The sequence below is a fragment of the uncultured Salegentibacter sp. genome, from assembly GCF_963972535.1.
Lineage (GTDB): Bacteria > Bacteroidota > Bacteroidia > Flavobacteriales > Flavobacteriaceae > Salegentibacter.
On record NZ_CAXAVR010000056.1, the window covers coordinates 1 to 16,633 of the forward strand.

12 protein-coding genes and 1 tRNA gene are annotated in these 16,633 nt (G+C 37.6%); 6 read left to right on the plus strand and 7 right to left on the minus strand.

Annotated elements, in window-relative coordinates:
* Positions 1–83 precede the first annotated feature (83 nt).
* The 4 genes from AACZ30_RS08390 to AACZ30_RS08405 all read right to left on the minus strand — a co-directional run bounded on the left by AACZ30_RS08390 (position 84) and on the right by AACZ30_RS08405 (position 3,216).
* Positions 84–171, minus strand: a tRNA-Ser gene (locus tag AACZ30_RS08390).
* Between the two features lie 72 nt (positions 172–243).
* Entirely contained in the window at positions 244–1,272 is a 1,029-nt protein-coding gene (locus tag AACZ30_RS08395) for an asparaginase (RefSeq protein WP_339648796.1), read from the minus strand.
* Positions 1,256–2,398 (minus strand): 1-acyl-sn-glycerol-3-phosphate acyltransferase, encoded by a 1,143-nt coding sequence (locus tag AACZ30_RS08400; RefSeq protein ID WP_339648798.1) that lies wholly within the window; start codon positions 2,396–2,398, stop codon positions 1,256–1,258. The genes AACZ30_RS08395 and AACZ30_RS08400 overlap by 17 nt, the downstream gene beginning before the upstream one ends.
* Before the next feature lie 50 nt (positions 2,399–2,448).
* The gene (locus AACZ30_RS08405; protein ID WP_339648800.1) at positions 2,449–3,216 is read right to left on the minus strand and encodes a TatD family hydrolase; all 768 of its coding nucleotides are present in this window, start codon (positions 3,214–3,216) and stop codon (positions 2,449–2,451) included.
* A 52-nt stretch (positions 3,217–3,268) separates the two neighbouring features.
* On the opposite strand from AACZ30_RS08405, the gene AACZ30_RS08410 reads away from it, so the two are divergent.
* Positions 3,269–3,706: a retropepsin-like aspartic protease gene (locus AACZ30_RS08410; protein ID WP_208223198.1), complete on the plus strand. Its 438-nt coding sequence runs from the start codon at positions 3,269–3,271 to the stop codon at positions 3,704–3,706.
* Positions 3,707–3,959: 253 nt separating this feature from the next.
* Here the strand turns inward: AACZ30_RS08410 and odhB are convergent, their stop codons facing one another.
* The 3 genes from odhB to AACZ30_RS08425 all read right to left on the minus strand — a co-directional run bounded on the left by odhB (position 3,960) and on the right by AACZ30_RS08425 (position 9,254).
* Positions 3,960–5,228, minus strand: a complete 1,269-nt coding sequence (gene odhB / locus AACZ30_RS08415) for a 2-oxoglutarate dehydrogenase complex dihydrolipoyllysine-residue succinyltransferase (RefSeq protein WP_339648802.1) — start codon at positions 5,226–5,228, stop codon at positions 3,960–3,962.
* Between the two features lie 65 nt (positions 5,229–5,293).
* Positions 5,294–8,062 (minus strand): 2-oxoglutarate dehydrogenase E1 component, encoded by a 2,769-nt coding sequence (locus AACZ30_RS08420; protein WP_339648803.1) that lies wholly within the window; start codon positions 8,060–8,062, stop codon positions 5,294–5,296.
* A gap of 217 nt (positions 8,063–8,279) precedes the next feature.
* The gene (locus AACZ30_RS08425; RefSeq protein WP_339648804.1) at positions 8,280–9,254 is read right to left on the minus strand and encodes a polyprenyl synthetase family protein; all 975 of its coding nucleotides are present in this window, start codon (positions 9,252–9,254) and stop codon (positions 8,280–8,282) included.
* A 141-nt stretch (positions 9,255–9,395) separates the two neighbouring features.
* On the opposite strand from AACZ30_RS08425, the gene AACZ30_RS08430 reads away from it, so the two are divergent.
* The 5 genes from AACZ30_RS08430 to AACZ30_RS08450 all read left to right on the plus strand — a co-directional run.
* Positions 9,396–10,013 carry a TetR/AcrR family transcriptional regulator gene (locus AACZ30_RS08430; protein ID WP_208223206.1) on the plus strand — a complete coding sequence of 206 codons (618 nt, stop codon included), beginning with the start codon at positions 9,396–9,398 and terminating at the stop codon, positions 10,011–10,013.
* A complete protein-coding gene (locus AACZ30_RS08435) occupies positions 10,003–11,358 on the plus strand; it encodes a TolC family protein (protein ID WP_339648807.1) in 1,356 nt (451 codons plus the stop codon). The genes AACZ30_RS08430 and AACZ30_RS08435 overlap by 11 nt, the downstream gene beginning before the upstream one ends.
* 22 nt (positions 11,359–11,380) lie before the next feature.
* Positions 11,381–12,553 carry an efflux RND transporter periplasmic adaptor subunit gene (locus AACZ30_RS08440; protein ID WP_339648808.1) on the plus strand — a complete coding sequence of 391 codons (1,173 nt, stop codon included), beginning with the start codon at positions 11,381–11,383 and terminating at the stop codon, positions 12,551–12,553.
* A 6-nt stretch (positions 12,554–12,559) separates the two neighbouring features.
* Positions 12,560–16,033, plus strand: coding sequence for an efflux RND transporter permease subunit (locus AACZ30_RS08445; RefSeq protein ID WP_339648809.1), 3,474 nt, complete (start codon positions 12,560–12,562; stop codon positions 16,031–16,033).
* A 151-nt stretch (positions 16,034–16,184) separates the two neighbouring features.
* Positions 16,185–16,633, plus strand: a 449-nt coding sequence (locus AACZ30_RS08450; protein ID WP_339648811.1) for a cupin domain-containing protein, incomplete at its 3' end; no start/stop codon positions are given.

The window sequence follows — 16,633 nt, forward strand, 5'->3', positions numbered from 1 at the left end:
TTCATTACTGTTTGTCTTAATTTAATTAGTTAAAGGGTTAAAGATATAAAAATAAATTTTTAATAAAAATATAATAATTATTGCAGAGAGGAAGGGATTCGAACCCTCGATACGCTTGTGGCGTATACACACTTTCCAGGCGTGCGCCTTCGACCACTCGGCCACCTCTCTTTCTTAACGTTTTCTAAACGGTGCGCCAAATAACGAAAAAAAATATACTTCGTCAAGCATCTGCCGTTAATTTTATGACATTTCCCCTCTAAGAGAAGTTTCAAAGATAGTTTTAAACACTTTAGGAGACAATTCTTTTCCTAAAAGATACATTAATTTTGCAAGCGCAGCTTCAGTACTAATATCTTTGCCAGATACCACCCCTATTTTTTTAAGCTGAACACTGGTTTCGTACTGACCCATAACTACGCTTCCTCCAATACATTGGGTAACATTCACTACGAATAATCCTTCAGAAATTTTTCTTTTTAGAATATCCAGAAACCAATCGTCACTGGGCGCATTTCCGCTTCCATAAGTTTCCAAAACCACTCCTTTTAGACCGGGTTTTGACAACATATATTCTACGGTTTTTGCATTTATCCCCGGAAAAATCTTTAAAATAAGCACTTCATTATTAAATCCTGTGTGCAATTTTGTTTTCTGCCGGCGATTTGGACGCCATAAAGCATTGTAATTAACAGAAAGATATACACCAGATTCAGCTAATGGATGATGATTTAACGAAGCAAAAGCCTGAAAATGTTCGGCATTAATCTTAGTGGTTCTATTGGCGCGATATAATTTATATTCAAAATAAAGCCCAACTTCAGAAATAACCGGCTTTCCATTCTTCTGTAAACCGGCAATTTGAATACTGGTAATAAGGTTTTCTTTAGCGTCTGTTCTTAAATCTCCAATAGGCAATTGTGACCCGGTAAAAATAATGGGTTTGGTTAAATTCTCAAACATAAAACTAAGCGCCGATGCCGTATAAGACATAGTATCGCTGCCATGCAATACCACAAAACCATCGTAGGTTTCAAAGTTTTCATTAATTGTATTGGCAACTTTCACCCAGCATTCCACATTCATATTAGAGGAATCTATAGGATCGTCAAAACTTAGGGTGTCTATTTCGTGCTCCAGAATTTTAAGCTCTGGAATATTTTGTAGTAATTCATCAAAATTAAAGGCTTTAAGGGCTCCAGAATCATAATCCTTAATCATACCAATGGTCCCGCCGGTATAAATAAGTAAGATTTTAGCTCTTTTCTTCATATAGCGCTTCTTTATTTATTACAGGATTTGCATACATTAATAAATAACTGTTTAGTTCCAGGGAATTTTTTACATCTACCCTTCGGCTAAGTCGGCGCTCAAACTGCCTCTTTTCTTTATCTGAATATTTTTCGGCATAAGTTTCTGAATTCTTCAACAAATCGAAAGCAATATAATTTGCAGGCCACAATTTGTAATTTTTATAGATATGCTCATCTATTTTAGTTGCCACGGCTTTAAGCTGTGCATTTACGGAAGTGTGTTCATTTTCAATTTTTTCAAAAACTTCTTTACCAAGCACTTTCCCAGCACTTATATGAATACGCCCTTTATTGCCAAGGGCTCCTTGCATAATAGAATTAAAATCTTCGTTAGCCGATTTTACATATTCTTCCTTCATTCTTTTGGCAAGAAGTTCGGGCATTTTTAAAATATCGGTAGGATCAAATTCATAAGAAATCGCTACCGGAACAATTTTTAGTTCGGCAAAATACTCGGCCAGACTCTTTTTACCTTTAGCCATAGCAAGCATTTTTAATACTCCTTGTTGGGTGTAATCGCTACCATCTTTGGTTCTACCCTCTCTCTGCGCCATCCAAACCGATCTACCTTCTTCCAGGAGCAACTGTTTTATATATTCTGAAAGTACCATGGAACTTTTAAGCATTTCCCTGGGGCTAAGTCCGCGTTTTACCAGGAAATTCCTGTTTAAGCGGGACAGGGCCATGAGAAAAGGCTTTTGTACCAAATTGTCTCCAATAGCTGATGCCGTCATAATAAGATCCTGCTCATACAAAGAAGTATTCAGCAAGGAAGTATCCAGAATAATGTCGCGATGATTGGATATATAAAAATAAGGTTGATCGTTATCTAATTTTTCAAAACCATTGTAAGTAAGTCCTTCGGTACTTTTTTCAATAACTTTTAATACTGAATTATAAATTACTTTAGTTTGAAAATCCCTTATGGAATGGCATTCTCCCAAAACAGCCGCAATTTCTTCTGATGTTTTATCAGGAAATGTAAACTGTAAAAGTGCTTTAACCATAGGGTGCCTCATGAACTCCTGCAAGGCAGGCTGCACCTCTTCATCCTTATAAAACCTTATGTCTTCGAATTCTTTCACGCAAAATTGTGTTAGCTAGGCAAATGAACAAATTTTAATTATAACCGCCTTTATATCCCAAATATATCTTTTGAATTCTGAGTAGTTATTTCAGCAATTTCGACTAGTGGTTTTTCATATATTTCAGCAAGTTTTTCTGCTACTTTTATAAGATATTCAGGTTCGTTACGCTTTCCGCGGAAAGGGGTTGGGGACAAATACGGCCCATCGGTCTCCAAGACGATTTCTTTAAGTGGAATTTCATTCAGAAATTTATCTATTTTTCCATTTTTAAAGGTAACCACCCCGCCAATTCCTAGTTTCAGGTTATAAGAAAGGGCGCGTTTGGCTTGCTCCAGGTTTCCGGTAAAACAATGAAAAATACCAAAAAGATCGTCGCTTTTTTCTTCTTCTAAAATATCAAAAATCTCATCAAAAGCTTTCCTGCAGTGAATTACTACGGGAAGCTTGTATTTTTTAGCGAGTTTTATTTGCCTTCTAAAAGCTTCCTGCTGAATTGCCAGTGTACTTTTATCCCAATGCAAATCTATTCCTATCTCACCTACGGCATAAAACCTTCTTCTTTCAAACTGCTCTTCTACATGTATTAATTCCTCTTCATAATTCTCCTGCACGTGGGTTGGATGCAAGCCCATCATTAAAAAAACATTTTCGGGATACCTGGCTTCCAACTCGTACATAGCCTCGGTAGTTTCAGAATCTATGGCCGGAAGAAAAAACCGTTCAATATTTTGCTGAAAAGCGTTTTCTATAAGTTCGTCACGGTCTTTTTCGTAATCTTCGCTATAAAGATGTATGTGCGTATCGGTTAAAATCATAAAAGCAAAAATAATTTATTTTGAAGACCTATCTTTGCGAAAAACATAAAGAATGTCATCTTTAAAAAAATTCCTAAAAGAAAAAGGTTTTAAACGCATAAAACTGAAATACACCAAAACCCAACACCTGGAATTGGTAGCCAAAATTAATAATATTGAAGGAAACTTTATCCTTGACACAGGAGCTTCCAGCACTTGTGTGGGCCTGGAAGCGGTAGAACATTTTAAACTTCTGGCCGAAGATAGTGATATTAAAGCTGCCGGTGCAGGTGCCACCAACATGCTCACACAAATTGCCCAAAAAAACCGAATTGAAATAAAAGGTTGGAAAAAGAAAAAAGTAGACCTGGTGCTATTTGATTTAAGGCATGTTAACGAAGCCCTTATTAATCACGAAGCCGAAAAAGTTCACGGTATTATTGGTGCCGATATTTTAAAGAAAGGGAAAGCTGTAATAGACTACAAAACACCTGCTCTTTATTTAAAATAGAATTTTTATAAAGGGGAATTATCCCCTTGATTCGCAAACCCCTGTTAGCTAAGTTTGATTAAATTAATGTTAGCAATGCCTGTAGTGTCTAAAAATAAACTTCGCGACCAACTCCTTTATATTATATTAAGCATCTTCGTGGTATGCGTTTTATTTTTAAACATCTTAAATTTATTTTTGTTTTAATTTATTATTTAAAAATTGAAAAGGCAGCCGTGTGGCTGCCTTTTTTGTTTTATAAATTTTCGAATGCTTAAAGCTCAAGAGCTCTTTTGACATCGTTATCCATCAATAATTCTTCAGGATTTTCTATAGCTTCTTTAATGGCTACAAGGAATCCAACAGATTCTTTACCATCAATAATCCTGTGATCGTAAGAAAGTGCCACATACATAATAGGACGAATTTCTACGTGACCATCTATAGCCACGGGACGCTCTACAATGTTATGCATTCCTAAAATTGCACTTTGCGGCGGATTAATAATTGGTGTAGAAAGCATAGAACCAAATACCCCACCATTGGTAATAGTAAATGTACCACCGGTCATTTCGTCTACAGTAATTTTCCCGTCGCGGGCTTTTGTAGCTAAACGTTTTACCTCATCTTCTACTCCTCTAAAACTAAGATTTTCGGCGTTTCTTATAACCGGAACCATTAAACCCTTTGGTCCGGAAACCGCAATACTTATGTCTTTATAATCAAAACTAACCTGGTGATCACCATCTATCATAGAATTCACACCTGGATATTGATCCAAGGCACGAACAACGGCCAGCGTGAAGAAAGACATAAAGCCAAGACTTACGCCGTGTTTATCTTTAAATTCTTCTTTATATTTTTTTCGTAAGTTGAAGATAGGCTGCATATCTACTTCGTTAAAAGTTGTAAGCATCGCGGTATCATTTTTAACTGAAACCAAACGCGAAGCCACTTTTCTACGTAGCATAGACATTTTCTTTTTAGATTCCCCGCGTTTTCCTTTGCCAGGGCTACCCATTGAAGCTTTTGCCTGTACGGCATCTTCTTTTGTGATTCGTCCATCTTTTCCGCTTCCTTCCACATCTTTAGTATCAACACCTTTTTCGTCCAGGATCTTTTTAGCAGCCGGTGATGGGCTCCCTTTTGCATGGGAATCCTGTTCTTGCGAAGGTGTTGAAGATTTAGAAGGCTCCTGGGTTTTAGCTTTGGCCTTATCCTTATCTTTTTTATCTGAAGCATCACCTTTAGACTCTTCCTTCTCTTCTTTAGCTTCTTTTTTATCATCACCTCCACCAGGCTTTTCAGCTTCGGTATCGATAAGACAAACCACTTCTCCTACAGCCACTGCATCACCTTCCTCGGCTTTGAGGGTGATAATACCGCTGGCTTCAGCCGGAAGTTCTAATGTAGCTTTATCGCTGTCTACTTCTGCAATTGGCTGATCTTTTTCTACATAGTCGCCGTCTTCAACTAACCATTCGGCTATTTCAACTTCGGTTATAGATTCTCCCGGAGAAGGAACTTTCATTTCTAAGGCCATGATCTTTGTTTTTATTTTTTATTGTTATTTCCGCGAAAGCGAAAACCTTTAATTTCTATATTAATTTATTCTTCTAAATTCTTGTCAAAAACACTTGCAATCACTTTATCGTGACGCTTTTTAAATCTTACAGAACTTCCGGCAGCCGGAGAGCCATAAAATTTTCTACTGCAAACCCTAAAGTTTTTAGCTTCATCAAAATGCAGTAACATATGCCCGTAAGCCCCCATGTTTCTTGGTTCTTCCTGGGCCCATACTACATCATCTGCATTTTTGTATTTCTTGATCGCTTCTTTCATTTTTTCAATAGGCAGCGGGAATAATTGCTCCACACGTACTAAAGCCACATCGTCCCGATCGTTTTCTTCTTTATATTCCAATAAATCGTAATAAAATTTACCGGTACAGAAAACTAAAGATTTTACGTCTTTAACTTTCGCTTTTGGATCGTCTAATACAGGCTGAAAACTTCCTTCAGCAAAATCTTCTTTAGTTGAAATTACTTTAGAGTGTCTTAGCAAACTTTTTGGAGTAAAAATAACCAATGGTTTTCTAAAACCTGCTTTCATCTGCCTACGCAAAATATGGAACATATTGGCCGGTGTAGTAACATCTGCCACATACATATTATCTTTTGCACAAAGTTGCAGAAAACGTTCCATTCTGGCTGAAGAGTGTTCTGCACCCTGGCCCTCATACCCATGAGGTAAGAAAAGCACAAGCCCGTTTTGCAATTTCCACTTGTCTTCTGCTGCAGAAATATATTGATCTATCATTATTTGGGCCCCGTTTACAAAATCTCCAAACTGGGCTTCCCAAATAACCAGGGTTTTAGGACTTGCCATAGCATAGCCATAATCAAACCCCATTACGCCGTATTCTGAAAGCGGAGAGTTATACACGAAGAAATCGCCATCCCTGCCCTCTATATTATTATGAAGAATAATCTCTTCTTCACTATCTTCTACTTTTACAATAGCGTGACGGTGAGAAAAAGTTCCTCTTTCACTATCCTGACCGCTAATTCTAATATTATACCCCTCTTTCATTAAAGAACCATAAGCAAGATGCTCGGCCATAGCCCAATCAAGCTTATTATCTTCAAAATAAAGTTGATTACGCAGGTCTATAATCTTTTTCACCTTACGCATAAACTTTTTATCCTCGGGTAATTTAGAGATCGCCTCAGCCACTTTATCAAGATCTTTTATCTTGTAGGTGGTATCAAACTCCTTCATCATTTCCTCTTCGCGCACATTATCAAAACCTTCCCACTCATCGTACATAAAAGGAGTGATCTTGGTGGTTTCTTCTTTCCTGGAATCTTCTAAATTCTCTTCAAGATCTGCCTTATACTCTTCTTTAAGTTTTTTGAGGTAATCGTCGTCTATAATATTTGCCGATTTAAGTTTTTCGGCATAAATATCCATCGCATTTTTATGTTTTGCGATGGCTTTATATAATTTAGGCTGGGTAAATTTAGGTTCATCACCTTCATTATGCCCGTATTTTCTATAGCCTAATAAATCTATAAACACATCACGCTTAAACTTCATTCTAAAGTCTAAAGCAAATAAAATTGCATGAACTACGGCTTCAGCATCATCGGCATTTACGTGCAATACCGGAGAAAGAGTTACTTTTCCAACATCGGTACAATATGTTGAGGATCGTGCATCTAAATAGTTGGTAGTAAATCCAATTTGGTTATTTATCACCACATGAATGGTCCCGCCGGTTTGATAGCCTTCAAGCTTAGCCATTTGTACTAATTCGTAAACCACTCCCTGACCTGCAATGGCGGCATCACCGTGCACAAGTATAGGAAGCACTTTCATTTTATCACCATTATAATGCCTGTCTTGTTTTGCTCTTGCGATACCCTCTACCACAGGACCTACCGCTTCAAGGTGCGAAGGGTTTGGTGCTATATTTATATTTATTCCTTTTCCGTTATCTGTAAGTCGGCAGGATGTCCAACCCAGGTGATATTTTACATCACCGTCAAAAATATCCTGCTCGTAATCCTTTCCGTCAAATTCACTAAAAATATCTTTAGCGCTTTTTCCAAATATATTGGTAAGCGTATTTAAACGACCCCGGTGGGCCATACCCATCACGAAATCTCTTACACCATAATCTGCTGCTTTTTCTATGAGCGCATCCAGGGCCGGAATTAAACTTTCTCCCCCTTCCAGCGAGAAACGTTTTTGTCCTACATATTTTCTATGTAAAAATGATTCAAAAGAAACTGCCTGATTTAATTTTTTCAGGATTTTCTTTTTCTCCTCATCACTAAAGTTAGGATGATTCTCATTTTTATTCAGTTTATCCTGAATCCATTGAATTTCTTCAGGTTTCCGAATAAACATATATTCTATCCCGATAGATTCACAATAAACTTTTTCAAGATGTTTTATTATATCCCGAAGCGTGCTGGGCCCAATGCCAAGCATCTCCCCGGCATTAAATGTAGTATCCAAATCGCTTTCTTCCAGGCCAAAATTCTCAATACCCAAGGTTGGGCGATATTTGCGGCGTTCTCTTACCGGGTTTGTTTTGGTAAACAAATGGCCGCGGGTTCGATAACCATCTATAAGCCTTATTACTTTAAATTCTTTTGTAACGTGTTCGGGAATTTCTCCATCCTGGAAATCTACTGGAGCTTCTTCCATAGTTTCCGCAGAAACTCCGTTTTGTTGCATTCCAAAGTCAAAACCTTGAAAAAAAGCCCTCCAACTGGGCTCTACACTATCGGGGTACTGAAGATATTGATCGTAAAGTTCGGCGAAATATGCCGTATGTGCAGCATTTAAAAATGAAAATCTATCCATAATTTGAAACTAATGTTTCTTTTGAGTGTAAAACACAGCAAAAATACAATTTTTAGCAAAAACAGGGGGTAGCAAACTATATATTTATCTTATGAATTATAAGAAGTTTAACATAGTAGAAACTTCAGGATGTCCCCAAAATTGTTTATTGTTTGCAAATATATTAGGTGTAACCGCCTAAAAATTAAGAATCTCTCAATTGGGATTTTGCCGTAAATTAGACTTTGCGATTCATAAGCATTTCCCCAAATTGTCTTAACGGAATTTTTTTCTCTTCAGCAATTTCAATTTTATCTAAAACATCAAAAGCTTTATTGGTATATTTTTCTATTTCCTGCCGCGTTAATTCTGCAGCGCCACTACTTTCAAATAGATTTTTTACCGCTTCTATTTTTCCTGAAGTTTCTGCCGGGTTAATCGTGTATAAATGCTCCAGTTGCTTGGCTTCACTTGCTCCGGAAGTTTCCAAAGCTTTTAAATAAAGAAAGGTTTTTTTGTTTTCAATAATATCACCACCGGGTTGTTTTCCAAATGTCTCTGGATCTCCAAAAGCATCTAAATAATCGTCCTGAAGCTGAAAAGCAATTCCCAACAAGCGCCCAAATTCGTAAACCGCTTCTTTACATTGTGTAGAAGTGCCGGCCACTATGGCACCCATTTGCAAGGAAGCCCCAACCAAAACCGCGGTTTTAAATTCTATCATTCTTATATAATCTTCTATTGCAACATCATCCCGGGTTTCAAAATCTATGTCATATTGCTGACCTTCACAAACCCGAATAGCTGTTTTGGTAAATAAACGCGCTAATTCTTTAAAAGTTTCTCCTTCATAATTTTCAAAAAGCTGATATGCATTTATAAGCATGGCATCACCAGAAAGAATCCCGGTATTTATATCCCAGCGTTCGTGAACAGTTTCCTGGCCCCGTCTTAAAGGCGCATCGTCCATAATATCATCATGAACCAAAGAGAAATTATGAAAAACCTCTATGGCAAGTGCAGCATCTAAAGCCTTTCTATAGTCTGCATCAAAAATATCGGTGGCCATTAGTACCAAAACAGGCCTTAAGCGTTTACCCCCCAAACCCAGAATATACTTCATAGGTTCGTAAAGATTTTCAGGCTTTCTTACCTGCATTTTAAGATCTAAATACTCCTGGAAAGCTTCTCTATATTCAGCAACAGACTTCATACCAAAAAAATTTTCCGGCTAAAATACATAATTGAGCGTACTTCAAATTCTATACGAGAAGTTAAATTAATAAAAACTAAGAAAACTTTTGTTGTTTTTTAAGTTTCCTTGTTTTAGTTTTGCACGAAATTTATAGAAAAAGTGAAAGAAGATATTTTAAAGAATGCAGCAGACCTCTTTCTAAGACTTGGTTTTAAAAGTGTAACAATGGATGATATTGCGCAACAAATGGCTATCTCCAAGAAAACCATTTATGCACATTTTAGCACAAAAACCAAATTAGTAAAGGCTACGGTAGAATATTTAATTAAAGAAATTGAGCAGGGAATTAGCATTCTTAGCGCTAAAAAATTAAATCCTATTGTAGAATCTTACGAGATGAAAAAGTATGCCATGCAAATGCTGAAAAATGAAAAGAGTTCTCCTCAATTTCAGCTAAAAAAGTATTATCCCGAGGTCTATTATCCGCTTAGGGACAAACAATTTGAAATTGTACAGCGTATTGTAATAGACAACCTGGAACGAGGCATTACTACCGGTCATTACAAGGGCGACATTCCTATATCTTTTGTAAGTAGAATTTACTTTGTGGGAATGCTGGGTATAAAAGATAAAAACCTCTTCCCAGAAGACGAATATAGCAATGCTAAATTGATGGACTATTTTTTAAGATACCACCTCAACTCCATTTGCACTCAGAAAGGTTTAAATACCCTTGAAGGATTAATTAAAACTAACAAGCAAAAAAATGAAATTTAGATACCTGCTAATTTTACTGATTTCGCTAAGCAGTATAGCTCAGGAAACTCCGGAAGATTACAGTTTTTCACTGGAAGAAGCTATACAGTTTGGCCTGGAGAATAATTATTCTTCAATAAACGCGCAAAAAGATGTTGAAATTGCCCTGAAGCAAAAATGGGAAATTATTGCCCAGGGATTACCCCAGGTAAGTGCCACCGGCGATTACCAAAACAATTTAAACCTCCCCGTGCAATTACTTCCCGCCGAAATTGTAGGAGGAGAACGAGGCGAATTTATCCCCGTTACTTTTGGCACAAAGCACAACGTAAATGCCACTGCCACCTGGAACCAGTTAATTTTTGACGGTTCTTATATTGTAGGAATTCAATCGGCCAAAACTTTGCTTCAAATTTCTGAAAATGCGAAAACAAAAACCGATCTCGAAATAAAGAAAGCAGTAATTAATGCCTACGGAAATGTTTTACTGGCGGAAGAAAACGTAGCTATTCTTCAAAAAAACGTGGAAAACGTTCAGAAGAATTACGATGAAACCAACGAGATCTATCAAAATGGGCTCGCCGAACAGGAAGATGTAGAACAGCTGGAAATCACTTTGATTAATCTAAAAAATAACTTAAGCAGAAGTAAACGAATGCGAGATATCGCTTACGAAATGTTTAATCTAACACTCGGGATTCCGGTAGAAATACCGGTGAATCTAACCGAAGAATTAGACACTTTAGCAATGCAATATTTTGATTTGGAACTTTTACAGGAAGAAATTCCGGTAGAAGAAAATATAGATTATCGTATTGCCGCCAATACTGCCGATTCCCGGGAAATAGAAGTGAAATTGGAAAAATCTAAAGCGCTGCCTTCTTTAAGCGGATTTCTAAATTATGGTGTTCAGGGCTTTAGCCAGGAGTTTACCTTTTTTAATGAGGACCAGGAATACTTTGGCCAATCTATTTTAGGGGTGAGCCTAAATATCCCAATTTTCAGCAGCGGTATGCGAAACTCCCGAACTCAGCAAAAACAAATTGCCTACGAACAGGCAATGATAGAACTGGAACAAACTGAAAATGAAGTAAAACGCCAAATAAATTCAGCTAAAAGTGATTACGAATTTAGCCTTGAAAACTACCAGGCCCAGAAGAAAAACCTTGAACTGGCCGAAAGGATAGAAAATAAAAATCAAATTAAATTTTTTGAAGGAATTGCCAGCAGTTTTGAGCTTAGCGAAGCACAACGCCAACTTTACCAGGCGCAGCAAGACTTTTTGCAATCTATGCTGGATGTAATAACTGCCAAGGTAGAATTAGAAAACCTATTGGATACCAGAAAATATAACAATGAAGATTAAATATACCCATCAAATATTAAGAATGAAAAAGTTAGCTGTTTTATTAAGTATTCCACTTTTATTGCTTTCCTGCGGAAGTAATGAGGAGGGAAAATCTGTAGAAGAAATTATAGAAAATGAAGATCTTGCCGAAATTAGAGCTAAGAAATCTGAATTAAGTCAGCAACAAAGTGATCTTACCCAGAAGTTAGACAAACTGGATCAGGCCATAGACCGTTTAGACAAAACCCGGCGTTTAGACCTGGTAGAAATTCAACAAATTAGCGATACTTTATTTAAGCATTACGCCGAAGTACAGGGAGATGTAGCTACCGATGAGAACATTGTAATTTATTCTGAATTTTCAGGAATTCTGCAAGATCTTCGGGTAGAAGAAGGCCAACAGGTTAGTAAAGGCCAGGTACTTGCTAAAATTGATGACGGCGGACTTTCAAGCGAATTGGCTCAATTGGAAACCCAGGCAACTTTAGCCAAAACCACTTTTGAACGCCAGAAGCGTTTATGGGAACAAAATATTGGATCTGAAATGCAGTATTTAGAAGCTAAAACCAATTACGAATCTATGCAGAATTCAGTAAAAAGATTACAGTCACAACTGGATAAAACTATTGTAAGAGCACCTTTTAGCGGTATTATAGACGAAGTACTTACCGAACAGGGCGAAGTGGTAAGCCCGGGGCAAAGTCAATTATTCCGTTTAGTAAGCTTAAAGAATATGTATGTAGAAGCTGCTGTACCAGAAAATTATCTAAATACTGTGGGAAAAGGTACCGAAGTAATTGTAGAAATCAGTTCCCTGGATCGTGAATTTGAAGGTGAAATTAGAAGAGTAGGGAATACTATTAATCCTAATAACCGTTCGTTTAACATTCAGGTTGCAGTTCCCAATGAAAACGGAATGATAAAACCCAACCAAATCGCTACTATTAGGTTGAACGACTACACTGCAGAAAATGCAATTATAATCCCCGAGAATGCGCTGCTTAAAAATTCAAAAGGAGAAAGTGTAGTATTCACGCTTCAGGAAAAAGAAGGAGAAAAAAATATTGGTACTGCAAAAAGAAAGATTGTAGAAATAGGATATTCCTATAATAATAAAGTAGAAATAACCAACGGATTAGAAACAGGTGAAACCCTGATTATTGAAGGTGCAAAAAACCTTAGAGATGGTCAGGAAGTTAAAATAAGAAACTAAGCTGCAATGAATTTAGATAAAGAATTTAAGCTTTCGTCCTGGGCCATCAATAATAAAATGACGGTATATGTAATTATCGCCATTATTATGATTGGCGGGCTCATGTCGTACTACAATATGCCGAGGGAAACCTTTCCCGAGGTTGTAGAAACCAAAATTTATGTTAGCTCAATTAACCCCGGGAACTCTGCCGAAGACGTAGAGAAATTCATCACCGAACCACTCGAAGAAGAGTTTAATGATGTTGCGGGAGTGAAAGAGATTTCTTCTTCTACTTTCCAGGATTACTCCCTGGTAATTGTAGAATTTGAAGAAGATGTTGAAGTAGAAAGTGCCAAAACCAAGGTAAAAGACAAGGTAGATATGGTTAAAGCTGAAACTACCTGGCCCACTTTAGATAATGGCGCAAAGGTAGAACCCAATGTGTTCGACCTTAATATTTCAGAAGAACAGCCTATTCTAAACATCAACCTAACGGGAGATTATACCGTTCAGCAATTAAAAGAATATGCCGAATATCTTCAGGAACGCATAGAATTACTTCCGCAGATAAAAGAAGCGAGTATTCGTGGTGCTGAAGAAATGGAAGTTGAAATCGCCGTAGATATCTATAAAATGACGGCTTCCAAAGTTAGTTTTTCAGATATCGTAAATGCCGTGAGTGGCGAGAACCGTACAATTTCGGGTGGAAATGTAATTACCAGCGGAGTACAAAAAAACATAAGAATTGTTGGGGAAATTGAAGATCCCAGCGAGCTCGAAAATGTTGTGGTAAAAACCGATGGCGGTAATATTTTCCTTCAGGATATTGCTAATATTAATTTTAGAGAAAAAGATGCAACCACTTTTGCCCGGGAATATGGGGACCCGGTGGTGATGCTGGACGTTAAAAAACGTGCCGGTAAAAATATGATCGAAGCCGTAGACCAGATCAAAGAAATTGTAAAAAAAGAGCAGGAAGAATATCTTCCGGAGAGTCTACACATAAGCCTTACTAACGACCTTTCTACCAACACAAGAAGCCAGGTAGACGACCTGGTGAACAACATTATTTTTGGGGTAATCCTGGTGGTTTTAGTCTTAATGTTCTTTTTAGGGTTTAGAAACGCATTGTTTGTAGGGATTGCGATTCCTTTATCTATGTTCCTCTCCTATATTATTCTTTCCAGTATGGGATATACATTAAATACCATGGTACTTTTTGCCCTGGTCATGGGACTTGGAATGCTAGTGGATAATGGAATTGTGGTTGTAGAAAACGTCTATACATTAATGGACGAAGGTATGCCGCGAAAACAAGCTGCAAAACAAGGTTTAGGTGAAATTGCCTGGCCAATTATTGCTTCAACCGCTACAACTTTAGCTGCTTTTTTCCCACTGGGACTCTGGCCGGGAATTATAGGAAGTTTTATGGTAATTTTCCCAATTACCCTGTCTATAGTTTTAGGTTCTTCTCTATTTGTCGCGCTAATCATCAACTCGATGCTTACCTCCCAATTTATGAGAACCGAAGAGGAAGAATTCACAAAAAAGAGACTTATAAAAATAAGTTCTATTCTCGCAATATTTGGAGCATTACTCTTAATAGTAGGTTTTGTAGTAGATGCAGGGGCACTTCGAGCTTTTGGAAATATACTAATCTTAGCTGCTATTTTACTTTGGGTATATAAATATTTTATTTCTAAAGGGGTGGAGTATTTTCAATACACCGCACTCAAAAAAATGGAAAATGCTTATGAGAAGACCCTAAAATTTGCGCTACGCGGAAAAAAAGCTTACCTCACCTTTTTTGGTACGCTACTGTTGCTTTTCTTATCGTTCGTATTAATTGGCCTGGTACAACCCAAAGTATTATTTTTCCCCGAGAATGAACCTAACCAGGTTATCACTTATATTGAATATCCACAGGGAACCGATATTCATAAAACCAATGCGCTTACCAAACAAGTGGAACAACGAATTTTTGACGCTATTAAGCAGTACGAAGATGAAGATGGTTACAACTTTATGGTAGAGTCAGCCATTTCGCAGGTTGGTGAAGGTGCAGGAAACCCTCAAACCGATGGTGGCCAGCAAAATGAAATGCCGCACAAAGCCAAAGTCACACTTTCTATGCGCGAGTTCACTGAAAGACGCGGCGTGAGCAGTAGCGAAGTTTTATCTGAAGTTAGGGAAGCCGTTCAGGGATTCCCCGGCGCTTCTATTGTGGTAGAAAAAGATGCTGCAGGCCCACCAACCGGCTATCCAATAAACATGGAACTTAAAGGTGAAGATTACGAGCAAATGCTACAAGAAGCCGAAAAGCTGCGCTCCTATGTTAACGATCTTAGTATTGCCGGGATCGAAGAACTTAAAATAGATGTTAACAAATCTAAACCTGAATTAAGTGTAAAAGTAGATCGAAGAAAAGCAGGACAGCTGGGAGTAACAACTTCCCAGGTAGGCCAAACTTTAAGAAGGGCTATTTATGGTGAGGAAGTTTCTACCTATAAAGAAGGCGATGATGATTATGAAATAAATTTAAGGTTTGCAGATGAATATCGCTATGATGAAAACGTGTTATTCAATCAACCAATTACTTTTAAAGATCAGAACACGGGAGAGATAATTCAGGTACCAATTTCATCTTTAGTCACTACAGAATCGGCCTCTTCTTTTAGTTCTATTAAAAGAAAAGATCTAAAAAGGGTAATTACTCTCTACTCTAACGTGCTTCAGGGTTATAATGGTAATGAGATTGTGGGCCAGTTAAAAACAGCACTTAGAAGTTATGATCTTCCTAAAGACATTACCTTAGAATTTACAGGGGAACAGGAAGAACAGGAAGAAAATATGGCTTTTCTACTAAAAGCCCTGTTAATTGCTATGGGTGGTATTTTGCTTATTCTCGTGGCCCAATTTAATTCATTGTCTAAACCAGTTATCATTGTTATGGCAGTGGTATTGAGTTTGGTGGGTGTTTTCCTTGGACTTATTATTTTCCAGATGGATTTCATTATTATTATGACGATGATGGGAATTATCTCCCTCGCGGGGATTGTGGTAAATAATGCTATTGTACTTATTGACTATACACAAATCCTTATTGATAGAAAAAAACGGGATCTCAATTTAGATGATGACGACTTACTAACTCGCGAGCAGTATTACGACTGTATTGTGAGAGGTGGAAAATCGAGGTTGCGACCCGTATTACTTACCGCAATTACTACCGTACTTGGTTTAATTCCGCTGGCAGTAGGTTTGAATATAGACTTCTTTAGTTTGTTCACAGATTACGATCCAAAAGTATTTATTGGTGGTGATAACGTAATCTTCTGGGGGCCACTGGCCTGGACCGTAATTTTCGGGTTGGTCTTTGCCACCTTCCTTACACTGGTTGTAGTTCCCGTGATGTTTTACCTGGTAAACAGAGCCAAGGTTAAAACCGCCGATAAACGCAAAGAGCGAAAACAACGAAAACTGGAAGCAAAAGCTTAAAAACTGAAAACCCCGAAGCAGAAACTTCGGGGTTTTTACATATTTACAGGATTGCCCTTATTTCTCGTGTATTGTTTAAAAATTATCTTAAAAGGTAAATGTACTCTTCTATTGTTTTTAGAAGCGTTTTAATCAATAAAAACAGGAAATTATGAAAATCAATAATCAGAATTACCAATTAAAGAGTTTCGCCGTTTTGATAATGTTCTTTCTTTCTTGCGGAGTTTTTGCCCAGGAAATTGCTGAAAATTCCGTTGCCATTTCAAAAGGTGATTCAAATTTGAAGTGGGGTGGCTGCCCAGATTTTATGCCCGATGGTTGTAATATTGCGGTGCTACATGGAAATCCCGCTGAAAAAAATGCAGATATCTTTTTTAAAGTTCCGGCCAATGCCAATATCCCAATGCACACCCATACGTCTCCCGAAAGGATGATTCTTGTCTCGGGCGAAATAGAAGTAACATATGAAGGAGAGCAACCGCAAACTTTAAAAGAAGGTTCGTATGCTTACGGGCCTGCCAATAAGCCTCATTCAGCAAAATGTGGCGATGCGCCGTGCGTGCTTTTTATCGCCTTTGAAGATCCTATAGATGCAATGCC